The sequence below is a fragment of the Furfurilactobacillus rossiae genome (genome assembly GCF_013394005.1).
Classification (GTDB): domain Bacteria; phylum Bacillota; class Bacilli; order Lactobacillales; family Lactobacillaceae; genus Furfurilactobacillus; species Furfurilactobacillus rossiae.
Map to the genome: position 1 here is coordinate 1,672,989 of NZ_CP040586.1, position 25,595 is coordinate 1,698,583.

General features: G+C 40.2%; 22 protein-coding genes, 1 pseudogene and 1 riboswitch. All 23 genes and pseudogenes read right to left on the reverse strand.

Features of this window, described 5'->3' with window-relative positions; all coding sequences use genetic code 11:
- Positions 1-35 precede the first annotated feature (35 nt).
- Positions 36-1,724: an arginine--tRNA ligase gene (argS, locus tag LROSL1_RS07980; RefSeq protein WP_017262962.1), complete on the reverse strand. Its 1,689-nt coding sequence runs from the start codon at positions 1,722-1,724 to the stop codon at positions 36-38.
- 274 nt (positions 1,725-1,998) lie between these two features.
- Positions 1,999-3,477, reverse strand: a complete 1,479-nt coding sequence (locus LROSL1_RS07985; RefSeq protein ID WP_178914290.1) for an amino acid permease — start codon at positions 3,475-3,477, stop codon at positions 1,999-2,001.
- Between the two features lie 107 nt (positions 3,478-3,584).
- Positions 3,585-4,037, reverse strand: a complete 453-nt coding sequence (locus LROSL1_RS07990) for an arginine repressor (protein WP_017262960.1) — start codon at positions 4,035-4,037, stop codon at positions 3,585-3,587.
- Between the two features lie 19 nt (positions 4,038-4,056).
- A complete protein-coding gene (locus LROSL1_RS07995) occupies positions 4,057-4,734 on the reverse strand; it encodes a Crp/Fnr family transcriptional regulator (protein ID WP_017262959.1) in 678 nt (225 codons plus the stop codon).
- Positions 4,735-4,884: 150 nt separating this feature from the next.
- Positions 4,885-5,823, reverse strand: a complete 939-nt coding sequence (arcC, locus tag LROSL1_RS08000) for a carbamate kinase (protein WP_178914291.1) — start codon at positions 5,821-5,823, stop codon at positions 4,885-4,887.
- 20 nt (positions 5,824-5,843) lie between these two features.
- A complete protein-coding gene (locus LROSL1_RS08005) occupies positions 5,844-6,974 on the reverse strand; it encodes an aminotransferase (protein WP_017262957.1) in 1,131 nt (376 codons plus the stop codon).
- A gap of 12 nt (positions 6,975-6,986) precedes the next feature.
- The gene (gene arcD, locus LROSL1_RS08010; protein ID WP_017262956.1) at positions 6,987-8,411 is read right to left on the reverse strand and encodes an arginine-ornithine antiporter; all 1,425 of its coding nucleotides are present in this window, start codon (positions 8,409-8,411) and stop codon (positions 6,987-6,989) included.
- 71 nt (positions 8,412-8,482) lie between these two features.
- Positions 8,483-9,520 (reverse strand): ornithine carbamoyltransferase, encoded by a 1,038-nt coding sequence (argF, locus tag LROSL1_RS08015; RefSeq protein WP_017262955.1) that lies wholly within the window; start codon positions 9,518-9,520, stop codon positions 8,483-8,485.
- A 31-nt stretch (positions 9,521-9,551) separates the two neighbouring features.
- Positions 9,552-10,784 carry an arginine deiminase gene (arcA, locus tag LROSL1_RS08020; RefSeq protein ID WP_178914292.1) on the reverse strand — a complete coding sequence of 411 codons (1,233 nt, stop codon included), beginning with the start codon at positions 10,782-10,784 and terminating at the stop codon, positions 9,552-9,554.
- Between the two features lie 558 nt (positions 10,785-11,342).
- Positions 11,343-12,041 (reverse strand): B3/B4 domain-containing protein, encoded by a 699-nt coding sequence (locus LROSL1_RS08025; protein WP_225440510.1) that lies wholly within the window; start codon positions 12,039-12,041, stop codon positions 11,343-11,345.
- 124 nt (positions 12,042-12,165) lie between these two features.
- Positions 12,166-13,701 carry a YfcC family protein gene (locus LROSL1_RS08030; protein WP_178914294.1) on the reverse strand — a complete coding sequence of 512 codons (1,536 nt, stop codon included), beginning with the start codon at positions 13,699-13,701 and terminating at the stop codon, positions 12,166-12,168.
- A 360-nt stretch (positions 13,702-14,061) separates the two neighbouring features.
- On the reverse strand, positions 14,062-14,505 hold the full coding sequence (locus tag LROSL1_RS08035) for a cupin domain-containing protein (RefSeq protein WP_404825798.1): 444 nt from the start codon (positions 14,503-14,505) through the stop codon (positions 14,062-14,064).
- Positions 14,495-15,637: pseudogene (eutH, locus tag LROSL1_RS08040) on the reverse strand (ethanolamine utilization protein EutH). Before eutH ends, LROSL1_RS08035 begins: the two are co-directional and overlap by 11 nt.
- A gap of 85 nt (positions 15,638-15,722) precedes the next feature.
- Positions 15,723-16,010: a BMC domain-containing protein gene (locus LROSL1_RS08045; RefSeq protein ID WP_017262948.1), complete on the reverse strand. Its 288-nt coding sequence runs from the start codon at positions 16,008-16,010 to the stop codon at positions 15,723-15,725.
- Positions 16,011-16,067: 57 nt separating this feature from the next.
- On the reverse strand, positions 16,068-16,721 hold the full coding sequence (eutL, locus tag LROSL1_RS08050) for an ethanolamine utilization microcompartment protein EutL (RefSeq protein WP_178914296.1): 654 nt from the start codon (positions 16,719-16,721) through the stop codon (positions 16,068-16,070).
- A gap of 36 nt (positions 16,722-16,757) precedes the next feature.
- Entirely contained in the window at positions 16,758-17,654 is an 897-nt protein-coding gene (gene eutC, locus LROSL1_RS08055) for an ethanolamine ammonia-lyase subunit EutC (protein WP_178914297.1), read from the reverse strand.
- Between the two features lie 17 nt (positions 17,655-17,671).
- Positions 17,672-19,036 carry an ethanolamine ammonia-lyase subunit EutB gene (locus tag LROSL1_RS08060; RefSeq protein ID WP_017262945.1) on the reverse strand — a complete coding sequence of 455 codons (1,365 nt, stop codon included), beginning with the start codon at positions 19,034-19,036 and terminating at the stop codon, positions 17,672-17,674.
- A 48-nt stretch (positions 19,037-19,084) separates the two neighbouring features.
- Positions 19,085-20,521 carry an ethanolamine ammonia-lyase reactivating factor EutA gene (gene eutA / locus LROSL1_RS08065; protein ID WP_178914298.1) on the reverse strand — a complete coding sequence of 479 codons (1,437 nt, stop codon included), beginning with the start codon at positions 20,519-20,521 and terminating at the stop codon, positions 19,085-19,087.
- 110 nt (positions 20,522-20,631) lie between these two features.
- On the reverse strand, positions 20,632-22,074 hold the full coding sequence (locus LROSL1_RS08070; protein ID WP_178914299.1) for a sensor histidine kinase: 1,443 nt from the start codon (positions 22,072-22,074) through the stop codon (positions 20,632-20,634).
- Positions 22,074-22,643 carry an ANTAR domain-containing response regulator gene (locus LROSL1_RS08075; protein ID WP_178914300.1) on the reverse strand — a complete coding sequence of 190 codons (570 nt, stop codon included), beginning with the start codon at positions 22,641-22,643 and terminating at the stop codon, positions 22,074-22,076. The genes LROSL1_RS08070 and LROSL1_RS08075 overlap by 1 nt, the downstream gene beginning before the upstream one ends.
- Positions 22,644-22,726: 83 nt before the next feature.
- A complete protein-coding gene (locus LROSL1_RS08080) occupies positions 22,727-23,866 on the reverse strand; it encodes a 1-propanol dehydrogenase PduQ (protein WP_178914301.1) in 1,140 nt (379 codons plus the stop codon).
- Between the two features lie 281 nt (positions 23,867-24,147).
- Positions 24,148-24,297: riboswitch (adenosylcobalamin (AdoCbl) riboswitch) on the reverse strand.
- 368 nt (positions 24,298-24,665) lie between these two features.
- Positions 24,666-24,890, reverse strand: a complete 225-nt coding sequence (locus LROSL1_RS08085; RefSeq protein WP_017262937.1) for a hypothetical protein — start codon at positions 24,888-24,890, stop codon at positions 24,666-24,668.
- Complete coding sequence (locus LROSL1_RS08090; RefSeq protein ID WP_178914302.1) at positions 24,874-25,479, reverse strand: DUF3990 domain-containing protein; 606 nt, start codon at positions 25,477-25,479, stop codon at positions 24,874-24,876. Before LROSL1_RS08090 ends, LROSL1_RS08085 begins: the two co-directional genes overlap by 17 nt.
- Positions 25,480-25,595 lie beyond the last annotated feature (116 nt).

The following is a 25,595-nucleotide window of genomic DNA, read 5'->3' on the forward strand; positions in this document are numbered from 1 at the left end:
TAACAGTTATGGGGTAATCTATTTTTTAAATTCTGCTACATTTCACTTGGCGCCTGAACACCCAGCAAACGTAACGCTTCGGTTAACACTACACTAACACTTTTCACTAAGGCTAACCGATTGTCTAATTCAGCATCCTTAACTAGGATCTTAGTATTGCCATAATACTTATTAAAGGCCTGTGCCAAATGCAGCGTGTACTTAGCAACTACTGATGGTTCATGCTTATCATTAGCTTCCTTGACGATATTTGGAAATTCATCGAGTAATTTAATGGTATTCCACGCCTTTTCATCAGTCAAAGCATAATTTTCTTGTTGAAGTTCAACGCCAGCCTTAGCTAATAGACTTTGAGCCCGCGCATTTGTGTACTGAACGTAAGGACCTGTATCACCTTCAAACTTCAAGACATCTTCCAGATTAAAGTCAATGTTCAAAATACGTTCGTTTTTCAAATCATTAAAGACAACGGCACCAACACCAACCTGACGAGCGACCTCATCCTTATTTTTCAAATCCGGATTTTTGCTCTCAATCTGCTTCTTTGCTAAAGCGATTGAATCATTTAAAACTTCCTCAAGTAAAATAATGCGCCCGGAACGCGTCGACAATTTCTTACCGTTCACTGTGATAAGACCAAATGGAATGTGCTCCATATGCTCGGCCGACTTAAATCCCATCTTTAACAACACTGCTTTAACCTGTTTGAAATAATACGTTTGTTCACTACCAACAACATAGAGATTTTGAGCAAAGTTAAATTCACGTTCACGATAAATTGCGGTCGCCAGATCACGAGTAATATAAAGAGTCGCGCCATCACTTTTTAAAATCAAAGCTGGATTAAGCTTGTATTCATCCAAGTTAACAATTTCGGCACCACGAGATTCCACCAATAAGTTTTTTTCTTTTAAAATGTCGATGACTTCCTGCATTTTATCGTTATAAAAGGCTTCACCATTATAAAGATCGAATTTCACACCGAGTAAATCATAGACTTTTTGGAATTCTTTGAGGGAAACTTCACTAAACCATTTCCATAAGCGATTAGCTTCTTCGTCTCCATCTTCTAATTTTTTAAACCATTCACGGGCCTCATCGTCTAACTCGGGATGTTCAACATCCTCTTGATGAAACTTAACGTAATAAGCAACCAAATTCGTTATAGGATCCTTTCGAACGTCATCCTCATTACCCCATTTTTTATATGCAGTAATGAGCTTTCCAAATTGCGTGCCCCAGTCTCCGAGATGATTATCCTTAATTGGATGATAGCCACGTTTACTCAGCAAATTGGCTATTGAGTTACCAATCACAGTCGAGCGTAAGTGCCCCATTGACATCGGCTTCGCAATGTTCGGCGATGACATATCAATTGGCACATTTCCACCGTGTCCTTCATCAAAGTCTCCGTAATGAGAACCTTGCTGCAAGATTGTACCCAGTACTTCATTGGCATATTGACCCTTGTTCAAGAAAAAGTTAATGTACGGACCAGCTTGAACGACCTTTTCAAAATTACTCTGATCAATTTTGGATAAAACATCTGCAGCAATATCATTAGGCGCGCGATGCATCGATTTTGCCAATGTAAAGGTTGGAAAAGCTAAATCACCCATCATTGACGTTTTCGGCGTCTCAATTAATTTCTTTATTTGTTCTGTACTCAGCACATCCGTTAGCGGTGTCGACAGTGCCTCCGCAATTTGTTGTTTATAATCCATATTCTTCTTCCTTTCAAAAAAACTCGTCTTTCTCCATGTCTAATAGCCATGAAAAGAGACGAGTTTGCCCGCGGAACCACTCTAATTGATAAAATCCACTCATTTAAATATTTAAATGTCGTTCTAAAGAACACGCCTTCAGGTAGTATCAACACTGGGCTCTCATCATCCCCAATTTGCTGTCGTCAATATCGACCCTACTACTTTCTTATCATCAAACATTACACCTGCATGGTAACAAACAGTAACTCCGAAAAGCAACTCGTTATTCAATTCATGCCTTATTTTGTTTTAATTCATCGTCACGAATAGTCGACTTTAGATCTACCTTAGACAATGGAATTAATGTAGTTCTATAACGCAATTTATAATACAGGAACAAAACCAAAAATAGCGGAATACTCATATACGTTACACCAATTGATATCCAATCAAAATCTGCAAGGGATTTCAGGTTTTGTCCGATAATAACCAAAATACAAAGTACAAGTGCTAGCAGTGGTCCGACAGGAAACAACTGAGCATGATACCGCAACTCCGATAATTTATGTCCCTGTTTGATAAAAGCGCGCCGAAAGCGATAGTGTGAAATAGCTATTCCTATCCACGCAATAAAACCTGTCAGACCACTGGCTGAAACCAAGAAAAGGTACAGTTTTGGACCAAAAAAACTCGTCAAAAACGTTAATGCCGAAATTAAAGTTGTTAGCAATAGCGAAAAAATTGGAATACCTCGCTTGTTAGCTAACCCAAACGACTTAGCCGCATATCCTTGAAGTGACATTGAATACAACATTCTGGTAGACGCATACATACCTGAATTAGCGCTTGAAATGACAGAAGTCAGAATCACAGCATTCATAATGCTTGCAGCTCCTGCCAATCCGGCACGTTGAAATACAACAGTAAATGGACTAATAGCAATATCCTTTGCGGATGAGCCAAGTAACGTCGGACTGGTATAAGGAATTATCAGTGAAATAACTAGGATTGAAAAAATGTAGAAAATTAAAATTCTCCAAAACACCTGATGAATTGCTTTCGGAATGCTTTTTTCTGGAGTGGCTGACTCTCCTGCCGTAATACCAATTAATTCAGTACCCTGAAATGAGAAACCTGCAACTACAAACACGCCTAAAATTCCGGGAATGCCATTCACAAATGGTCCACTTCGATAATTCCAATATCTTAAACCAGTTCCCTGTCTGCCCATAATGCCAATAATACTCATCAGCCCAATCACTAGAAAGATTAGTACAGTTACGACTTTAATAATGGCCAACCAATACTCAGTTTCCCCAAATGATGAAACGGATATCGCATTAATAGTGAAAATAAGAATTAACGCAATAATACTGAATATCCATCCGGGTACATTCGGTAACCAGAAATGCATGATAAGTGAAACTGTACTGATATCAACGGCAACTGTGATTGCCCAATTAAACCAGTAATTCCATCCCATGGCAAAGCCAAGCGCTGGATCGACAAAACGTGTTGCATAAGCAGCAAAAGATCCTGAAACAGGTAAATAAGTCGCCATTTCACCTAGACTTGTCATTAAAAAGTACACCATAATTCCGATCGCAGTGTAAGCAACTAATGCACCGCCTGGCCCAGCAGTTGAGATAGCCGAGCCGCTTGCGACAAATAATCCAGTGCCAATGCTGCCACCCAATGCAATCATCGATAAGTGGCGGGTCTTTAACGAACGTTTCATCCTATTTTTGTTATCCTCAACAGGATCTTCCATACTCACCCTTCCTCACTCATCGATGTCATATTGTGCGATTTCCACTAATTGATTCAACTTGCAATGCATAATTTATCTTTTCACCAGTTTCTCAGATTTGTTGTCATTTATCCCATTAAGGCACGAATGCGATTAGCAAACCGAGTCGCATCTTGATTTCCTTTAGTCAATACCCACATATTGTCGTAGCCAGCTAGAGTACTGACCACTTCAGGAAAATCTGAACGATCAATTAAATCAGAAATAGAATCAGTCCAATACGGTACGGTCCTAATAACAACGATAAAATCGTTCACAATCACATCCGTCACTTCATCACGAACCTCTACTAGTAATTCATCACTAGGGTCCTTTTCTATCGATTGTTGTGCAAAATATCGCACTTTTGTTTCCGAATCCATAATTTTTCCAACTCGTAACGACTGCAAATCTCGTGACAATGTTGCCATTGCTACGTTTATTTCACGCTCGGCCAGCACACCGCGTAATTCAGTAATGCTACTTATTTTTTGTGATCGAATAATCTTTAAAATCTCTGTTTGACGATCTTCACGTTTCATGTCTCAACATCCTCAATTTTTAGTTCAAAAAAGTGATTTTTTTGTGCACGTACGCAATTTTGTGGTCTGCTATCAACTCACTGACAACTGCACTGGCCGTCTCACGAGTTGTTGCACTCACTTGGGCCAACTCAATTAAAGTCACGGGATAATCTACATGTATTTGCCCGTTCTCATCTTTTTGTCCAAGTCGATACCCGAAAATTTCTAACGCATGACGCACGCGATCACTGGCTGATGAGGTAACCATGTTCTGTAACTGGTCTTCATTTTGACTAATGATTTGACCCATTTCCTGAATGACAAGTTCCATCATCGCGTTATTCTGTCTGAGAATAATTTCAATTGTCGACATCGAGAACACTGCGATTGTTATTTTTGTCATTGCCCGGGCGGTGTATGAATATTCCCGGTCGTGGAATAAACCACGGTATGGAAAACCGTGATTCTTGTTAACATATTCGTAATAGTTAAATTCGCCGTTTTCATCAAATCGTTCAGTTCTGATAATTCCATCAATCAAAAAATAAAATTTGTCACGCTTATCGCCTTGATCATATAGGGCTTGGCCCTTCGAATATTTTTTAAACACAACATCCTGAGAAAAAATTTGCATTTCATTCTCTGTAAATTTAGAAAATTCTGGTTTTGTCTGCAGCAAGGCCATGTATTTTGGATAGTCAGAGTGTGGAACCATAGGCACCTCCCAAAATTCATAAATTGAAATAACGACTTAAGACATCAGTTCATCGTTAATTTTTACTAATTGTTTTAAACATTATTTGAATTACTGTTCATAAAAAGTACACGGCATGAATAATTCTATCACTCAGTCGATGTCACTTTTTTATTTAGTAATAATCGTTCCGCTACCATCATTTAAATAATTGGCAACGTTCTGCAATGATGTCACCACTGCGGTTCCGCCACTTTTTTCAACAAACTCAATAGCGGCCTGCACCTTTGGTAACATTGAACCCTTTGCAAATTGATTTTCGTCCATGTATCGTTTCAATTCAGCAACAGTTACATGTTCTAATTTTTTCTGATCCGGCTTATTGAAATTGACATAAATATTATCAACCGCTGTCAGAATAATAAGTTGATCTGCATGAACGAGTTCTGCCAACTTTTCCGAAGCAAAGTCTTTATCAATCACAGCTTCACGGCCTACCAACTGATTGCCTTCTTTAACGACAGGCACGCCACCGCCACCTACAGATATCGGCACAATATCATTCGCTACCATGGTATTGATTGTTCTATACTCCTGAACGCCGACAGGTCTTGGTGACGGAACCACTCGACGATACCCACGACCTGCATCTTCAACAAAAGTGAAATCTGAATTAGCGGCTTTGGCCTTTTTCATACCAGCTTCATCATAAAATGGTCCGACTGGTTTTGAGGGATTGATAAAAGCCTGATCATTTGCATCAACTAATACTTGGGTAACAACAGTTGCGACATCTCTATCGATGCCTTTTTCACGCAGGACACGCCCCAAAGCATTTTGAAGCCAGTAACCAATCGATCCCTGTGTCATTGCAACATCTGTATCTAGTGGCATTGCTGGATTCTTATCGGTCGATCCACCCGCCATTTGTAATAACAAGTTACCAACTTGCGGACCATTACCATGCGAAACAATTAACTGATTCCCTTGGATTATGAACTCTGCCAAATATTGAGCAGTTTCAAGCAATGCTTTCTGTTGCGCCGTTGCAGACGCATCGTCCGTCAGAATGGCATTGCCTCCCAGTGCAACAACAATTTTTTTACTCATTTTATTTACCTCTTTTTAAATCAATTTGCGTATTTACTATTGTGAAGAAACAACGACAACCGTTTTAATCCTTCCTGTAACGTTGCAGTATCAGTACAGTAACCAAGCCGTGCATGACTAGGCGTATCAAAACGGTTACCAGGTACCAACAACACACCTTCATCTTTAAGCAGATCAATGCAAAACTGCTCTGTCTGTTCAGGTTGGATATCTAACTTCACAAAGGATGTTGATACCGCGCGTGGAAAAATCATGCTAACTTTAGGTTCTTGAGCCACCCACTCTTTCAAGATGGACAAGTTATGCAACACAATTTTGGAATTTCGAGCCAAAACACGTGCACGATTTTTCAGTACATAAGTTCCCAATAAATCATTGAAAACCCCAGCACAAATCATGGTGTAATCTCTATATTTGCGAAATATATCAGCGACCTCTTTGTTTGACGCGGTCCATCCCAAGCGGATTCCCGGGACAGAATATGTCTTGGATAACGAGTTGGTCGCAATGCCTTTGTCATACAAATCGGCAATTGAAACAAAACTGTCTGGATCGTCAAGCGGCAGGTAAACTTCATCGACCAAAACATAAGCACCAACCTCTTTGGCCAGTTCAACAATCTGTTGAAGTAAATTACGATCCAAAATGGTTCCTGTCGGATTATTGGCGTTATTCAAACAAATCATTTTTGTGTTTGGTTTAATTAACTGCTTCAACTCGTCAATGTCTGGATTCCAATTATTGTCTTCACGAATGTGCCAGTAATCTACTGTTGCCCCCAAAGACTTCGGAATATCGTACAGTTGTTGATAACTTGGATATTCCGCAATGACATGATCTCCGGACTCAATCAGGGAATACAAAGCTAGATGATTAGCGCCAGTAGCGCCATTTGTCTGTAAAATATTTTCGGCAGGTACATGTTGATATAATTTTGCTGCCTCTTTTTTAAATTCAGGTGATCCTTCAATCCATCCGTAATTCATTTTTTCTTTGTTTAACGATGCATAAAATGTCTGGCCATTCACACCGTCCAGACTCAGCAATTCAGCCATAGTCATGGATGAAATCGTGCTCTGTGAAATATCGTAAGTAGCAGATTTTTCCCACTTATTTAGCCATTCTTCAACACCGAAACCTGCAATCTTCATATCTGCCTCCACTTAAACGGCAATCAATCCTTTACTCAGCAATATAATTCCGACAATGGCCGCAATTGTGATTACTATTGAAGCAACCCATTCCATCTTCGATAGATAGTGGCCTGCCCCATTGTCCTTATTTGCTTTGGCGTAGAAGAAAATTCCTGGCACATAAACGATTAAGCATAGTAGTAAGTACTGCCAACCAGCCATCAAGATACCGAAAACCTGGAACGCAGTAGCAAATACACCAATCCACATCTGACCCATCGAACCTTTTTCACTGCGATGTTGCCACGAATACTTAACTTGATACATTCCGACGAAGATGTAGCAGATAACAATTGCTGCCGTACAAAGTGACAGCGCAAAAGTATAGGCATTTTTAGCAAACAACAGTGACAATAAGAACAACTGAATTAGTACACCTGTCATAATCAACGAGAACGTGGGTGCATTATGTTTGTTCTCACGTCCAAAGATTGGTGGCAACAATTTACTCTTCTTCATGAGCAACATGGTCTCTGCCGGTAGCATCGTCCAAGAAAGCCATGAACCTAAAATGGAAATAATAAGTCCAACACTAATGAACGCACCACCCCAAGTTCCCAACATATCTTTGAAGATATAAACCATAGCCGGTTGCTGAATTGTTGCTAATTTTTCTTGGCTCATATAGCCATATGGCAGCATTGATCCAAGAACATAAATAATTAATAGTGAAATCAAACCAATAATCGTTGCCTTACTGGCATCGGACTTTTTACGCGCTCGTGACGACATCATCGTGGCGCCTTCGACACCGACAAATACCCACATCAGAACTAAAATAGTACTTTTGACTTGGGTCCAAATACTGTCAGTACGACCGGCGTGGCTGGCCACATTCGTCCAGAAATCTGTGGTAAAAATGTGTCCTTTAAACAAAACTATTCCAACAACGATAAACGCAAATAATGGGATAATCTTGCAAATCGTCACGATCGCATTAATAGCAGCAGCACTCTCAACTCCGCGATTGACAACCCACGTTAAAATCCAGGAAACGATACTAGCAACGATGATTGACGGTATGTTTTGTCCGCCCTTAAACGCTGGGAAAAAGTAGCCTAACGAACTCATTAGCACAGTGGCAAAAGCCACGTTTCCTAGCCAAGCGGATAGCCAATAACCCCAGCCGCTGACAAAGCCAGCAAAATGACCAAAGCCATCCTCGGCGTACGTAAATATTCCTTCCAAATCAGGGCGTTTGTTACCCAAGTTACTAAGTGATAGTGCAAGCATTAAAATACCAAAGCCAACGATTACCCATGCAATTAGAGCTGGACCAGCAGCTGCACCGCTTGACAAGTTTGATGTCAGAGCAAAGATTCCTGCCCCAATGGAAGAACTTACAACCAGCGCAACTAAGGCTGGCAGGCCAATCCCCTTTTTTTCAGGTTCCATCTTTTCGACCTCCGTTTAAAATAAAAACGAGCGTATAGAACTCAATCTATACACTCGTCATGCAGCATCAGTTACATCTTTGGAATGAACAAGTCACCAAGTGTAGCTGCCATCATTGCTTTAATGGAGTGCATACGATTTTCCGCTTCTTCGAATTGACGCGCGTACTTAGAACGGAATACTTCGTCAGTAACTTCCATTTCAGTAATGCCATATTTCTTCGCAACATCTTGTCCATATGACGTCTTGGTGTCGTGGAAGGCTGGCAGACAGTGCATAAAGATCAATTGATCATCAGGTGTTCCTGTCTTTTTCATCATGTCCATGTTGACTTGATAAGGTGTTAGCAACTTAACCCGTTCTTCCCAGTTAGTTTCGCCCATTGAAACCCAGACATCAGTGTAAATAACGTTCGATCCCTTAACACCTTCGTCGATATCGTCAGTAATCAGTAGTTTTGAGCCACTTTCATTGGCAAACTTTTGGGCAATGTCAACGACATCTTGAGTTGGATGTAACTCTTTAGGAGCCAGAATATGAATGTTAACGCCAAGCATTGCACCTGCAACTAATAGACTGTTAGCCATGTTATTTCTGCCATCTCCGACAAATGTCAGCGTCAGGCCTTTCAGATGGCCAAAGTTTTCCTTAACCGTCATAAAGTCAGCAATCATCTGAGTTGGGTGCCATTCATCCGTTAAGCCATTCCAAACTGGCACACCTGCATATTTAGCTAGTTCCTCAACATCTTTGTGAGCAAAGCCACGGAATTCAATCCCGTCAAACATACTGCCGAGCACCTTAGCGGTATCCTCAATTGATTCCTTCTTGCCCAACTGAATATCACCGGCGCCCATAAATTCTGGGTGAGCGCCTAAATCAATTGCAGCAGTGGTAAATGCGGACCGTGTCCGTGTCGAAGTTTTTTCAAAAAGCAAAGCAATATTCTTGCCTTCCAAATAGTGATGTGGAATATTCCGCTTCTTTAAGTGCTTCAAGTGGAGCGCAAAGTCAACCAGGTACTGAACCTCTGCTGGGGTAAAGTCCTTATCAGCTAAATAACTACGTCCTTGTAATTCGGACACATCAAATTGATCTTTTTCTGTCATTTTTAAAACCTTCCCTATCTCTATTTATGATCTACAGATCTTCACGAACTAATGGCATACTCATGCAACGTGGCCCTCCACGGCCTCTTGATAGTTCACTTGAGAGAATGTCAATAACTTTCAAACCGTGCTTACGCAACAATTCATTTGAAACGTAGTTACGGTTATACGTCACAACAACACCTGGTGCGATTGCCAGTGTGTTTGAACCATCGTTCCATTGTTCACGGCCCGCAATGATTGGATCACCATTACCAGTTGGAATTAAATCAAGTTCAGATAGCTTGAGCTCTTTTTTCAGTACGGCCTGTAAATCCTGATTGTGTTCAATGGTGAAACCATCTTCGTTATCTGATGGATGCAACGTCCAAGTGTCAATTTTTCCGCCATCACCCAAGATTCCTGGATGAACGGTAAACTGATCTTTGTTAATCATGGTGAACACGGTATCCAAGTGCATCATTGCATGGTTATGCGGAATGTGAATGGCAATAATCGTGTCGAAACCACTGTCTTCTGTAAATAAGTTGCGAGCAATGTCTTGGATAGCGTCGGCTGACGTCCGCTGAGAAACACCGATGGCCATAACGTGATTGTTCAGGATCAGTTCATCCCCACCTTCAATCCGCGTGTCGTGATTACGGTCACGCCATACATGAACACCTTGGTTAGCAAAACGTGGATGATATTTAATAATCGTTTCCATGAACAGAGACTCACGTCTGCGTGCGGTAAAGGTCATATGGTTGATACTTAATCCGTCACCGATTGAAGCCGCTGGATCACGAGTAAAGTACAAGTTTGGCATTGGGTCCATATAAAATGGATACGTTGAATCCTCGGCTGCACTTACAAGATCGGTTGGTTTAAAATCAATCTCATTTTTTCTGATTCCAGCCATAATTTTGTCAACCATTTGTTGCGTGCTCATACTGAACAAATATTCATAAAGTGCATCATGAGTTGAACCGGCAGCATATCCAGATTCAGCCAACATTTGTTCAAGAAACGGCTTCTTTACATCTCCAGCATCAATTGCTTCTGCTGACAGTTTTTCGAGGTATAAAACCTCAGCACCATTTTCTTCAAGAACATGAGCAAAGTTGTCGTGTTCCTTTTGAGCAATTGGTAAGTACGGAATGTCATCAAACAACAAACGTTCCATCATATCTGGCGTAAAATTCTCAATTTCCTCGCCAGGCCGCTTTAGCAAAACAGTCTTCAACTTGCCAATCTCAGAACGAACATGAATTGGTGATGTCATCTTTGTAGCCTCCTGTTTGTTTTTTATTACACATGAAGTGTATTGCTGAAAGCGGTTTCAAAGTTTTGCCTATTTATCATCAAAAATGCGAAGTAGTTCGCATTGTATATAAAATATGCAATGCGTGAAAGCGTATACATTTTGGACTGCGATTTATAAAGAAAAACTGAAAACTTATGAAAATAATCAAAATATTACAAAACTGTTACACCATTCTGAAAATTTATTAGTTTCCCCTTACTAGATTTGGGCCACCTCACATGCAGCCCCACCATTTCAAAGTCAAACGATAATAATTAATTACACTGGGTTTGCAAACAAGATTAATTATTTGATTGTCTAATTAGTTCGTCCCCACTGACTGCATATTCTTTCAAGTCAAATCATATTTTTATTGCAATCATCCATCCTTGACCGTTAATTAATTTCCTGTCAGCTTTAAAAACGCTGCTCACTTCGCATTTACGCCGGAAAAGCAAAAAGGCAAAGCAGGGTACTCTAAGTACCTCATGCCTTACCTTTTGTTGAGTTTGTTAATTGTTTTTCAAATCACAATTCCTAATTAAACTGTGTGCTCGATTTTGCTGTGGACACAAAAGTTATAGTACAGGTTGTGTTCAAGTAGTGTTTAAGACGTCTTTCAAGACAAGCAATTGCATTTCTATATTGCACCTGCCAGTCCGGCTTTAAACACTCCATGTACATTACAACATTTTTTGTGGTCTCAGTTACTTCTGTTCGAGAACTATCACGCCATGCCCATTGACGGCTAGTTACGTCAGTATCGTCACGATAAATCACCTCACCAGGCAATGCTATTTCGTCATCATTTTCCCCAATTGCGGAGAAATGTTCAGTCCCGTTTGCTACCGTTAACTCAAGTTGACCATTAACTTTATCTAAGTCTAAGCAGCCAACTGGAAACCCATATTCTAAGGAGACTGAATTATATATGTCCACCAAAGGGTTAATCGAACGAACTGGGTTGCCATTTTTTGCCCTCTTTAATAGATTTTCAATTGCGCTACGTGCACCTTTATCCGTTTTGAATTTTCTAAAAGCATCACGCCATGCTCGAACAATCCCGTTGTTGCTAATTGGTTCATCTGGAATCAATGTAGGTGCAATCTCGTTTGCATGTTGTAACACGCTGTCTGGAACCTGCGTTCTATCCTGGTTGTTAATGTTATGCACCGTGATAATTGCAATCTTAACCTCCGGGAACAGTTTCCAAAATGCCGGGCTAACAGAAAACATGTGCATACTTCTCGCCTCGATTTATGCATAACTTCTCTTGAATGTACTCATCTGTCTTCATAACTAGAGAATCGCTTAGCTTGTCAATTGCCATATGTTAATCATCCGAATTAGCAGCATAGTGTCAAGACAACAATACTTCCGCCACTAATAAGCCCCCACCGAAGACCAGTACAAACACTACGACAGGCCAAACAAAGCGAATCCAATGCGAATATTTCATGTCTAACATCTGCAACGTCGCCATAACCAAACCGGTCGGCGCTAGAAATAACATTGCGTACTGTCCAAATTGATAGGCCGTTACAACCGTGTAGCGTGGAATATTTACCGTATCAGCAAGTGGTGCCAAAATTGGCATGGCCAACACAGCCAATCCAGATGAAGATGGCACGATAAAACCAAGAACAAAGAAAACAAACATCATGACAACGATAAATAACGGACCACTCATATGAGAAACGACTTGTGTAGAAGCATGCAGGATGGTATCGGAAATGTATCCATTATTGAGTACTAAGTTAATACCTCGGGCCAAACCAATAATTAAAGAAACTCCTACCAGACTTGAAGAACCACTAACGAATGCATCAACAACACCTTTTTCACCCAGTCCATGTTTTCCAAAACACGTAATAAACATAATGATCACTGCAATTATCAGAAATGACGAAGCCATGTCGGGAAATGCCCACCCCTCTGCCATCACTCCCCAAATCATAATTGGAAAGGCCAATGCAAACAGTATCAAAATCAGTTTCTTCTTTGCATCAAAAGTTAAGTCTGTTGCATTTTCTGAGGAAACGGACCACATTTTATTAAATGAATCATGATCGTCATATGAATATGAAAACTTAGGATTCTGCTGCACCTTTCGAGCATAGCGGTACAAATACCAAAGAACAAAACATCCCGCAATGATTAACCCAACAACGCGACCAACTAGACCTTGAGTAAAATTCGTGCCCGCCGCGTTTGAAGCAATAACGACTGAAAACGGATTAATTGTTGAAAATGTGGTGCCCACAGAACTCGCCAAAAATATTGCTCCAACACAAACAATCGAGTCATACCCCATGGCAATAAAAACTGGAACCAAGATTGGATAAAATGCAACAGCCTCTTCTTCAATTCCACAAAGTGTACCGCCAAGAAGTAGCAAAACTGCCACCAAAAATACGAGAGCAAATTCATGACCTTTTGTTTTTTTTGTTAAAGCCATTAAACCCGCTTCAAAGGAACCACTTGCTTTAACAATTCCGATCAAACCACCCAAAACTAGAATGAAAATCATAATGTCAACGGCTTCAATAGTGCCATTAACCATACTGGTAAAAATACTGAGAACACTTGCCGGATGTTGTTTTAACCGTTTATATGTATTCGGAATCGAAACTGGTTTACTAATTGCACCTGACTTGAACTGTGCGATATCAATTTTCACATGTAATTTGTTCAACGTCTCCTGCGTCGCAGGCAAAGAACTTTTAATGCCGGTCGGTGACGTAACTTGTAAATGATTGCTACTATACTGCATTTTCGCGTAACTGCCAGCCGGTACAAACCACGTAAGCATAACTGCGACAATCGTAAGGAAAAATAAAATCGTGAATGCACCTGGCATTTTAATGTGAAACCTTTTCTTGATCGTACTGGTCATTATGAACTCCCCCAACAACTAAATTTTTGTCAATAAACGTAGCTAACACAAATTTGAATAACGTTTCTTTTTAGACGTAGAAAGCGCTTTCAAAAGTAGTTACGAAATATTGAATAAATTCAGTATGCCAAAGGAAATAACGAATTCAATACATTAGAGATAACTGATAGAAACATCTCACGGAAGTGTCAGTAAATTTTGCATTATGTTTGCGACAAATCTGCCATTTAGGCATTTGGAAAAAATATCCTCGCAGTGACGCCACTTTTTTAAAATCCACAAAAGACCACTCACTATATGGACTTGAGTGAGTGGCCCTTTGTGAATTGTTTGTACGATGTGAAATTTCATCGAATAACACTATTTTTGACTTTCCCAATCTGCAGGATACGTAATATAAATAAACCTAGCCGATTGTGGTGCAGAAAATTTAATTTTACTCTCCTTAGGAATCAAAATCAGCTGTCCAGGAGTAGCCGTGACTTTGCCTCGGCTTCCAATAACACTCAATGAACCTTCAATAACATAATCAACTTCATCATAATGTAACGTCCAGTCAAAGGTACTTTCCTTCATGGTCATCAGACCTGCGCCAAGACGACTACTTTCATCCAGATCAAAAAAGTCCTTTGTGTAAACACGGTCTCGAGGATTCCCTGTATCCATTCGGTCGTCTTCACTCACTTCCCATGATGGAATGTCGACCATAATTAATCCGTCTGGGCTTGTGGTTTTCTGTTCGCCTATTTGTTGTGCAAGCACTTGGCGGACAACTTTTTCTATTTCCATTCGATCAATGTTCATCAACGTTCACCTTCTGTTCATTGTCCAACTCATTTTGAGATTTATGATCATTATTCCCAAGTACTCGATTAGCCATAAACATGGCAACTGCGATAGCGGTCACACCTGCAACTAACTTACTGACAATCATTGGGAAAATCATGCCTCTCGCAACACCAGCAGTAAATCCTAAATGATCACCAAATACAAATGCCGCTGACACTGAGAATGCAACATTAATAATTTTTCCTCGATCATCCATGTCCTTCATCATCTCAAACATCGGAATATTATTAGCGAGCGTTGCAACAAGACCCGCTGCTGCAGTTTCATTCATTCCTAGTGCCTTGCCGAGACGAACCAATGGCTTATTAAATACCTTCGTAATGACATAAACTAAAGTAAAGGCACCAGACAATGTTAATGCGATACTACCGACCGTTTGAATCCCAGCACGAACTGAACCAATTCCAGGGATTAATGTGACGCCAACCATTGATTGAACGGCCCCAAGTGCCAGCCCAAAAGTCCCAATAATAACAATAATTTGGCCAAACACTGAAAATCCTTTAATCATTGCCTCTGGTTTGAACCACATGCCTAGTGCGATCAGTACTGCAAATAGAATAATTGGAACAAGGTTCTTCAAAATAATAATCAATGGCATTCCCATAATTAAACCACCAACAAAACAGCCGATAGGAATAGTAACCATTCCCGACAAGATTCCTGTCGCCAAAAAGCGGTGATCCTTTTAATCAATTATTCCCAAAGCAACAGGAATTGAAAATACAATCGTCGGTCCCATCATTGAACCCAGAATAACACCAGCAAACAGACCGGCCTGAGTATTTAATGCCATTTGTTGTGCCAGCTGAAAGCCACCCATATCAATAGCAATTAAACTCGTCGCAAACATTGAAGGGTCTGCCCCCAACATGCGATAAAAAGGGACTACCACTGGTGACAATAACTTAGCCAAAATTGGCGCTAGAATAATGATTCCAACCATTGACATCGCCAATGATCCCATTGCCATAATTCCTTCTTCAAATTTGGCACCGAGTCCAAAACGATTGCCCAGCATCTTATCAATTGCACCCAAGGCCATAAAAATGACCATGATATACATAATTATTTCATTGATACCCATACCACTTGCCCCTTCCAATGGCAGCACTAAGAATGTCTGCATCAATTAGACTAGATGAGAAACATTCATTGTTTTCTACTGACTACTATTTTCCAGGCAAAGTTGGTAATAACGCATCAACTTCACTGTGTGGCCGTGGGATTACGTGAACAGAGACTAATTCCCCGACTTGTTCACAAGCAGCTGCCCCAGCTTCCGTCGCCGCTTTTACTGCGCCAACATCGCCGCGAACCATCACAGTAACCAATCCGGCACCAATTTCTCTTTGACCAATTAGTTTAACGTTTGCCGCTTTTACCATAGCATCTGCAGCATCAATTGCACCTACAAGGCCCTTTGTTTCAATCATTCCTAATGCGTCTGAGTCAGCCATAATCATAATCTCCTTTTGAATTACTGATTAAAGTATTTAAACGTTCAGAATTACTTTTTAATTAGCGCAGGGATTCGCCGCAATGTCTTTTACCGCGCTAGCAAATGCCGTGCAGGCAGCTTCACAAGCAGACTGACTGCCTGTTAACAGTCCACCACCAAAGTTAGTTTCCGACGGTGGTCCATACAACACTCCCATCTTGACATCAGCAGACTTCATTGCCGCATCCAGTGCGTAAATAGATTCAAGTGGTGGTGCAATTAAATATGCAATCGCCCCGCCTTCTCTCGCACCAGCAACTTTTGAAAGATATGTTCCCGTTCTAGAAATCGTATGGGCAAAGTAGACGATACTATCTTCATCATTTACGCTGACGAAATGTGCTTCGTTTTCAATAACGTTCACACAGATGTCAAGACCACTACGAACTTCATCTGGATTTGGTCCACCAAGTATACCAATAACTTCACCAGCTAATTTAGTTGATGCATTACCGGCACCAGCGTACATGCTTTTACCGTAGACAACTTCAACATCAGCGGCTTTTGTAGCAGCATCCAACGCCACATAGGTGACATCATCACAATCGGCAGTAATTAATCCCAAACTTTTTATGTGTGCTGGTAACTTTAACGACTTTGCTAAGTGCTCATCAACGTTAGGAATTAACCGTGTACTCAGTACATTGGACTTCAATAAATCATCTTTCATTTTTAATTTTTGCCTCCTCTCTAAATAACACAAAACTTATTTTTCCGCGTTTTCGGCAGCCTTTAATTCAATACCTGATTTTTTCAAGCGCAACATTTTATCCAATATTTCAGCAATGTAAGCCCCCGCTTCAACGGCCGGCAACCCACCATCGTGAATGTTAGATACAACGGTTCGCTTTGATTCTGCCATCCCAATCGTTGGCTTGTAGGCAATATAAGCACTCATAGATTTCGCTGTAACAAGTCCAGGGCGTTCACCAACTAGCATACAGACAACATCCGCATCCGTAATTTCACCCATGTGATCTTCTGCACCAACACGGGCATATTTAACAAAGATGACATCCTTTGTTTCAAAACTTAGGCCGTAAACTTTGAGCCCCTGCTGAATCGCCGGGATAATATCTGGAATATTTGCTTCAATAGCTGCCGAGCTTAAGCCATCCCCAACAATCATCTGAATTTTCGGATGAGACGTCACATTGTCCTTTATTTTTTTGATCATCTCGTCATCAAACTTACGTCCGCGATCAGGCCTAGTTAAGTATTCATCTTTTGATTCGCATGTTGTTTGCGTTTCAAGAAAACCCATTTTCTTAGGCAACTCAGGATCAACATCACTAAATACAGCATCCTGGGCGGCAGCGTGATCTGCTCTAAATCGTAAGATAGAAGCTGTTTTATATCTTGTTCCTGTACGCCACATCCCTAACCTAGCAGGTGTGAATGATTTAATTTTTAAATAGCCTTCTTTATCGTGTGGGTTTGGCACTAAAAATTGTTTCTTAAGGTCAATTTCACTAATATCAGGCAATACTTCATCTGAAACGTCGTTAGTATCTGTTGACTTACTAGAGGCAGCCTTGCTTTGTTCATCAGTTATTTCTGTTAAAATATTTTGAATCATGCTCTTCAATTCTGATTCATTCATATTTAATCACCTTCTTCTTAATCTAAGAAAATCGATGCATCACCTGCGCGTTCAGTCAGATGACCATTTTTACTAATTCCCATTTCTTCCATCCAGTCTTCGAATTCTTTAATCGGATGGTAACCAAAAATATCACGAATTGTTGCTGTTTCCTGGAACCCAGTGGATTGATAATTCAACATTACGTCGTCGGCATGGGGAACGCCCATGATGTAATTACAACCAGCTGCGCCAAGCAATACAGCCAGATTTTCGGCGTCGTTTTGATCAGCCTTCATATGGTTGGTGTAACAAACGTCACATCCCATTGAAATCCCCTGCAGTTTACCCATGAAGTGATCTTCCAAACCAGCTCTAATGACTTGCTTTGAATTGTACAGATATTCTGGTCCGATAAAGCCAACCACCGTATTCACGATAAAGGGATCATATTTTTTAGCAAATCCATAACAGCGTGCTTCCATAGTTAATTCATCTGCACCAAAGTTGGCCTCTGACGATAGTTCGGAACCCTCACCAGTTTCGAAGTACATCACATTCGGGCCAGCAGCCTGTCCTTGATGTAGACCCAGATCATAGGCTTCACTGATCATATTGGCGTTAATCCCAAAAGCCGTATTGCCCTTTTCCGATCCAGCAATCGACTGAAAGATCAAACCAGCTGGTGCACCACGGCGAATAGCTTCCATTTGTGTCGTCACATGTGCCAATACAGAACACTGTGTCGGCACGTGCCACTGAGCACGAAATTCTTCAAACTTATTCAAAATTTTTGTCACACTATCAACTGAATCGTCATTCGGATTTAATCCAATAACAGCATCCCCAATTCCCATACTTAAACCTTCCATAACACCAGCCATAATGCCATCGATATTATCAGTTGGGTGATTGGTTTGCAGACGAGAAGAAAAGGTTCCTGGACGACCAATTGTCGTGTTTGCAGTTTTTTCAACATGGATTTTCTTTGCAGCAACGACTAGGTCCATGTTCGTCATTAATTTTGTGACCGCCGCAGCCATCTCGGAGGTTAGGCCACGTCGAATCCGTTTGATGTCGATATCAGTGGTATGGTCATCTAATAACCATTCCCGCAAATCTGAAACAGTCCAGTTTTTAATTTCTTCAAAGATTCGTTGGTTAACACCATCAATAATGATTCGTGTAACCTCATCGTCCTCATATGGAACAGCTGGGTTGTTATAAATATCATTTAGAGTTAACTGGGCCAATACAATTTTTGCGGCTACCCTTTCAGTAGCATCTTTTGCAGCTACGCCAGCTAATTCGTCCCCAGACTTTAATTCGTTGGCTTTCGCCATGACTTCTTTAACTGAACTAAAGCTGTACAATTGACCCGATAGTTTTGTTTTCAAAATCATTCCGTTCCCTCCTCGTAATTTCAAAGTCTCTGTTCATTTGTCACTGTGCTAGCCAAACACTAACGTTTTAACAATAACCGGAAGTACTTCGCCATTAGCGATTGGAGCTCCTAAATCAATATAGTCACCGTTTTCAACTTTTACACTGTCAATACATACAAACGGATATTTAGATGGCAAAAGTGCAAACAGGCTTTGTCCTAATGCTTTCGCCATATCTTCATGAACCATCACAATTAATGGTTCATGTTTCACAATTAAAATTTGTGCGCCTTTAACAATTCCAGCAGCGTAACGTTGAATATCAGCGAATGATGGACTTCGCCTACCCACTAACGCTAATGCCACATTGCTAAGCTCATTTTGAACTTTGTACCAGTTGATTTTTTCACTAATACTTGTTGCTAGAGCATCCGCTGCTAAACTTTCGTCACTTTTGGCAATTTTCAATATCGGCAAATTTCGAATCGGCAAAATGTCCGCTGTATATGCAATCGTGCTCCCAGTTACGTCAGTTGTATGTGAACCGGCGCCGACCACAGTGGCTCTAATTGTTTCTACCGACGGATAAACTGTCTTTTCTTTGAAAATGGCAGAATGACGAACTGCTTGACCTAGTAACAATCCAATGTCGCCAAAACGAAATTCATCCTCTGTCAATTCCTCGTTGAGACAATCTGCAACACCACCTGAAAATGTAACCCCATCAATTTTGTTTTCAGGATGAAGTGCATGATTTGTGATAAACAAATCAAAATAAGGACTGCGGTCACCTAAACCAATGCTGTTTTCAAGAGTTTGAGTTAAAACATCAATAACTGGCTGGAGTTGTGCTGCTGTGACAGACATACCAACGCTGATATCAATTTTTAGTGACTTGATCAGTTGCTCTACCTTTGGCGAAATATACGTAATCCGATGATTCTCTTTAGAAATACGGATTAATCGGCCACCAACATCAAAACATGCCGTATCAATTACTTCACCATCATCATTGAATAAACCAAGATTACTTGTGCCACCACCGACATCAATATTTACCACTGACTTTCGCTGCCTTTTTGCAACGGCGTTAGTACCTGCACCCTTACCAGCGATGATACTTTCAAGATCTGGACCGGCAGTTGCTACCACGAAGTCACCAGCATAGCCACTCAATGCTTCTGTAACAGAACTAGAATTTTCTTTTCTAGCCGTTTCTCCGGTAATAATAACAGCACCCATTTGAATAGCTTGCTTATCAATATTGGCCTTTTTATATTGCTCAGTTACAAACTTCTTTATGGCCTCGGCATCTATTTCCGTCGGTGATGACAACGGTGTAAAAATAATGTCACTTTGAAAAATAACTTCTTTTTTTGAAATGTTAATTCTTGGTACAGAAAATGCCGACGCAAAGTTTTTTACCGTTAATCTCGACAAAATAAGCTGTGTCGTGGATGTTCCCAGATCAATTCCGACACTTAAAATCTGGTCATCCTCCATGTCGTTCACCTCTTTTCAAAAAAATGGGACTCAAAATCAAATCAGCTTCAACACTAAAACAATTGGTGTTAAGTTGACTTGATCTTGAGCCCCATTGCTCTGCCACAACTTCATTGTTGCGGCGTATGATCGAACGAAAATGTGACATCCGTTCCCACGGATGATGTTTCAATATTTAGTTTTCCTGACAGCTTGTCTGATACGTAGCTTCGAATAATCATCAACCCTAAACTTCCGGACCGTGTCCGATGAGGGTCAAATCCAATCCCATTGTCTTTAACTTGAAGCGTTATCACGTTATTGTTAACTGTTCCCTGAATCAGAACATGATTTTGAGGCGTACTAGCGATGAACGCATGCGCAAAAGCATTTTGAAGTAACTCATTCACAATGATAGAAATCGTCACTACCTGATCACTGTTGACAGTAATTGTTTCGTCAACTTGTAAATCAATGGTGATTTGCTGGGTATTATCATCAAGTTGAATAAAGTGTGAGACCAACAATTGTAAAGCGGCTTTTAAGTTCGTTTCATCCTCAATTTGTTTAGACATCAATTCGTAAGTAGAAGCAATAGCCGTTATTCGACTAATGCTCTCAGTTAAAGCCTGTTTCGCCGTTTCATCATCAAGTCGACGCTGTTGAATTCTCAATAGAGAAATCACGGACTGAAGATTGTTTTTTACTCGATGGTTTATCTCGCGAATGGCCACAGATTTTGAAATAATCTCAGCTTCTTTTGCTTTAACATCGGTTTTATCTTCAAGCAGAACAACCAATTGTCGAGATTCACGATTCCAAAATTTGCGAGATGAAAAAAAGTAATTCAAGTAATTAAATGTTGATTTAAGTGGCTGATCCCGCTCGTCGACCTGAGATAGCACTTTCAGATTCTCTTGAAATCGGGTACCATCTAAAGACAAATTTTCGAAGTCCAGGCCAATAATTTTGCCAATGTAACCAACCTTCTGATATAAATTAATGGCTGTTTGATTGGCAAGAACCAGAGCGCCCGAATGATCAAAAACCAATATTGCATCAGCCAGTTGATCCGTAATAGTCGTGCTTTCTTGGCGGTTAAACATTTTCACCGTAGCAGAAATGTCATTAAATCGTGCTTGACCGTCTTTTGGGCTCTGAAAATCATTTAAAACATTTTCTGATTCATCAGATTCGATAATTGTCGCACCAATCGTTCGATCTCCTCTAATAATTGGGTAGATTCGTTGATGAATTAACCGCTTCTCTTGAGTTTCGGCCAACAAATCCACTGATTTCAATTGTGTTTCCAATGTATGCATAACACCCGGTTCGTTTGTGCGTAACGCTTGCTGCCCGACAACTTGCCGATGATACAAAGACTGTTTTGTTAATGGTGGTTTGTGGAAAACGACAACAGCCTGATCAGAAAATTCATTACGTACGTCAATGAATACATCAAAATCTTGATAACGTTCCGTTTGGTTAATCTTTTCTGCCGTTTCAACAAGTAGCTTTACGTCCAATGAATCAAGTGTGGTATAACGTTGACATAATTTTTCAATTTCATTCATCAGGCATCCATCACAATTAGTTCAGCAATATCTTTCATGGAACGACGCTTGCTCATACTTAGATTTCTGAGCATTTTGTAGGCCGCATCCTCAGATAAATTATTTTCAGACATCAAGATGCCCTTCGCACGGTCAATCAGTTTGCGCTCCTTCAATTTAATAGTCAGGTCGTCTACTTCATCGGACAATTCCTGAGTTCGTTTGTCATGAACAAGACCCACTCGAATCGTGGTCAATAATGACCGTTCAGATAACGGCTTCACCAAATAACCCACTGCACCTATTTGGCTTGCTGTTTCAGTATCTTCGTCATCACTGTAAGCAGATAGATACACAATAGAATGGCTCAAATGATCAGCTAAAATTTTTTTACCTGCTTTGAGACCATCCAACAATGGCATTCGAATGTCCATAATGACTAAATCAGGCTTTTCTTTCTGGCAGATATCGATTGCTTCAAAACCATCGCTACCTTCACCGACAACCTGATAGCCAGCATTTTCTACAATATCGCGAATATCCATTCTCGTGATGGGTTCATCGTCCACGATTGCGATTCGTTCGTTCATGATTTTTACCCCTCGTTGCTCATTTGTTCCGATACAATTACTTATATAGATAAATTATAAAGTGACCGTCTTAGTGACGTCAATCACATAAAACTACGATTCAAAATATCGGTTACATCAGCAACAGTAGGTTTCCTCGGATTTGCAACTGTCGTTCCGTCTTTAAGCGCTGCAGCTGAGATTTCGGCTTTAGTTGATTCAAATAAATCTTTGCTAATCCCATACTCTGAAAAGCTAGCAGGCATTTTCAATACCTTTCTTAAACAAATAATATTGTCAATTAGGCCCTGCACAGCAAGCTTCGGATTGGCCGCATTAATGTTGATAAGGCGAGCCAAATTTGCATACTTAGTAGCTGCCCGATTTGGTTCTTTCCAGAATCCATCATTCATTTCCGCATTATAAGCAATAATATTAGGCATCAAAATTGTATTTAAACGTCCATGGGGAATGTGGTAACGTGCGCCGGCAGCATGAGCAATACCATGATTTAACCCAAGGTTGACCATGTTAAACGCCATTCCTGCAATACAAGAAGCATCATGCATCTTCTGGCGAGCTTCCATGTCATCACCGTTTTCACTAACACGCGGTAAATATTCAAAAACCATTTGGAATCCCTTTTCCGCCAACGCGTCAGAAAAATCATTCGCATTGATTGAAACATAGGCTTCCAAGCAGTGCGTCAAAACATCCATCCCGGTATCTACTGTGATATTTTGGGGTGCCGACAAAACCAAGTTGGCATCCAATACCGCGACCTTTGGTAAAATATCATCAGTAACTAGTGGGTACTTAACACCTTTTTCTGCATTAGTAATAACCGCAAAATTGGTGACTTCTGAACCAGTACCACTCGTTGTAGGAATGGCAATCAAATCCAGCTGTGGACTATCTTCGGCCATCTTCTGAGCAAAATATTTCATTGCCTTTGCGGCATCAATCGCTGAACCACCGCCAACAGCGACCAAGAGTGTTGCCTTAAATGACTGAAGTGCTTTAATGCCCTCCACCACTTTTGTAATTGGTGGGTCCGGCTGAATGTCAGAAAAAATGCTCAATTCATTTTTGACATTCAAATGCTTGGTTATCTGATCAAGTGCACCGGATTTCACCATAAATGGATCAGTAACAAGAAAAATGCGCTGACTATCAATCTTCTCCAGTCCAGCTAATGCATTATCACCGGTCCAAATTTGTGTTCCAAATTGAATTGTTTCCAATGATGTTACCTCCTTCATTATTCTTCCAAATTAATGCAAATAAAAAATGAAAAAAGAGGCTTTTGAGCACACTTAAAAAGTATGTTCTAAAGCCTCTTTGCTTAACTGTACGCCATTGTACAAGATATTCAGTTTTATTTACCCTTTAATGATAGCGCTTACAGAAGCTGTGGTCAATATCATTGTTAATAAATACACAAAAATGCCGCAGTCCCCTGCGGCATCCCATAAACACCATTGTTTATGTTAAAAAGCACATCATTGTGCCTGTTCGTCGAATTTATGGATACCCTACCTACTCCACGAGATAATGTACCCGCCCAAGCATCCTACTAAAAAGACCTGGCTTATAGTGCTAAACACTAATCACAGTGGCGGGACCGTGCCGGATTCTCACCGGACTTCCATTTAGTAAGCGCTTCTATTCAATTCACAAGCCGAGTATAACAAATTATTTTTTGATTTACCATTATGCAAACTGAACTGATAATCAAATAAACTCTCTTTTAACATTGAAAAACAGACTATGTGGGCCTACTTCTATAAAAATGATTCTAATAGCATCTTTACTTTTGACTTTATTAGTAGCTGAATACGTAATATAAGCCTAACTATTTGCGGTGCTGAAAGCCTAATTTCACTGCCCTTGAAAATCAAAATCGATCATTCTGTGCCTTTTTTCAACAGGTACCCGTCTGACAACATTACATTAGTCACTTCATTGAAAAAATTTCGATCTACCTCTTCAACAATAATTTACCACGCTATTAGACTCTCGTAACCACAACCAAATCATAAATTACATTTGCCTAAAAGGAATGAGCCCTTCTTGCATCAAAATCTTCTCAGCAAAATAAATAGGTCCAGTATGTTGAATATATGGTAAATCAGTATCGATGCGTTCTCGAAATGGATCAACAAGTTTTTGTGCATCTGCTCTAGACAAATGTCCTTCTTCGCTTATGAAATCAATCATTTCGTTAAAGAAATCTCGATTAACCTCTTCTTTAATTGTTAAACTCATTTTCATTTTCCTCCTTCGTTAACTGTTTAATAGTTACTGTTTTTATTTGATTACAAATATGTTGCGAAATGAGTGCCAGTTGATCGTACCGACGTTCAAATTTTGAATTAGAAATTAAGTCTTTAAAACCCTCAATACTCATTGTTCTTTGATATTTCTTTAATGCATCGGTAATCTTACCATCTGCAACAGGTCCGTATTCAACTTCAATCGTTCGCTTCATGTTGGACATAGTCCTATTCTTTAAAATCTCCTGCGCCCATTCTTCATTACAGAGCGCAAACTCTTTTGAAATGGTCTCATCTAATAGACCCTCATCAAATCTAACGGTGACTAAAGCAGGCAAAGTACCTTTTCCTGTTATTCCCAATCTAAATTGTCGAGAAGCCGATAATCTTGCCCAACGAACTGCCTGACCCCTATTAGAAGTCAAATAGAAGGCAAGTCCAAAATCTTCTTTAGATTTCTTATTCCAATTAGACACGACACCATTTTTCTGAATACTCAGTGCATTGTCCCAAGTTGTACCGTGATACCAAATTACATGCTTTTTATAATACATATTCGAATGTGGGTCAATTGATAGCAATCATTCGCACCCGCAATATTCTGATGATAGAAATTGCGCCCTTTGATATATTTAACGGGCTCATCTATCAGGCCCATTATATCATCTACATACGCAATTCACCCCCGATAAAAACG

Bases quoted from the DNA above. Each gene is read 5' to 3' on its own strand.
- LROSL1_RS08035 (WP_404825798.1), bottom strand. From the start codon at position 14,505: ATGAACATTGATCGAATGGAAATAGAAAAAGTTGTCCGCCAAGTGCTT.
- LROSL1_RS07985 (WP_178914290.1), bottom strand. From the start codon at position 3,477: ATGGAAGATCCTGTTGAGGATAACAAAAATAGGATGAAACGTTCGTTA.
- eutL (WP_178914296.1), bottom strand. From the start codon at position 16,721: ATGAAAGATGATTTATTGAAGTCCAATGTACTGAGTACACGGTTAATT.
- LROSL1_RS08045 (WP_017262948.1), bottom strand. From the start codon at position 16,010: ATGGCTGACTCAGACGCATTAGGAATGATTGAAACAAAGGGCCTTGTA.
- LROSL1_RS07990 (WP_017262960.1), bottom strand. From the start codon at position 4,037: ATGAAACGTGAAGATCGTCAAACAGAGATTTTAAAGATTATTCGATCA.
- LROSL1_RS08070 (WP_178914299.1), bottom strand. From the start codon at position 22,074: ATGAATGAAATTGAAAAATTATGTCAACGTTATACCACACTTGATTCA.
- argS (WP_017262962.1), bottom strand. From the start codon at position 1,724: ATGGATTATAAACAACAAATTGCGGAGGCACTGTCGACACCGCTAACG.
- argF (WP_017262955.1), bottom strand. From the start codon at position 9,520: ATGACAGAAAAAGATCAATTTGATGTGTCCGAATTACAAGGACGTAGT.
- arcC (WP_178914291.1), bottom strand. From the start codon at position 5,823: ATGAGTAAAAAAATTGTTGTTGCACTGGGAGGCAATGCCATTCTGACG.
- LROSL1_RS08030 (WP_178914294.1), bottom strand. From the start codon at position 13,701: ATGACCAGTACGATCAAGAAAAGGTTTCACATTAAAATGCCAGGTGCA.
- LROSL1_RS08060 (WP_017262945.1), bottom strand. From the start codon at position 19,036: ATGATTTTGAAAACAAAACTATCGGGTCAATTGTACAGCTTTAGTTCA.
- LROSL1_RS07995 (WP_017262959.1), bottom strand. From the start codon at position 4,734: ATGGTTCCACACTCTGACTATCCAAAATACATGGCCTTGCTGCAGACA.
- eutC (WP_178914297.1), bottom strand. From the start codon at position 17,654: ATGAATGAATCAGAATTGAAGAGCATGATTCAAAATATTTTAACAGAA.
- arcA (WP_178914292.1), bottom strand. From the start codon at position 10,784: ATGACATCACCAATTCATGTTCGTTCTGAGATTGGCAAGTTGAAGACT.
- eutA (WP_178914298.1), bottom strand. From the start codon at position 20,521: ATGGAGGATGACCAGATTTTAAGTGTCGGAATTGATCTGGGAACATCC.
- LROSL1_RS08085 (WP_017262937.1), bottom strand. From the start codon at position 24,890: ATGAGTTTAACAATTAAAGAAGAGGTTAATCGAGATTTCTTTAACGAA.
- LROSL1_RS08025 (WP_225440510.1), bottom strand. From the start codon at position 12,041: ATGTTTTCTGTTAGCCCGGCATTTTGGAAACTGTTCCCGGAGGTTAAG.
- LROSL1_RS08075 (WP_178914300.1), bottom strand. From the start codon at position 22,643: ATGAACGAACGAATCGCAATCGTGGACGATGAACCCATCACGAGAATG.
- LROSL1_RS08005 (WP_017262957.1), bottom strand. From the start codon at position 6,974: ATGAAGATTGCAGGTTTCGGTGTTGAAGAATGGCTAAATAAGTGGGAA.
- arcD (WP_017262956.1), bottom strand. From the start codon at position 8,411: ATGGAACCTGAAAAAAAGGGGATTGGCCTGCCAGCCTTAGTTGCGCTG.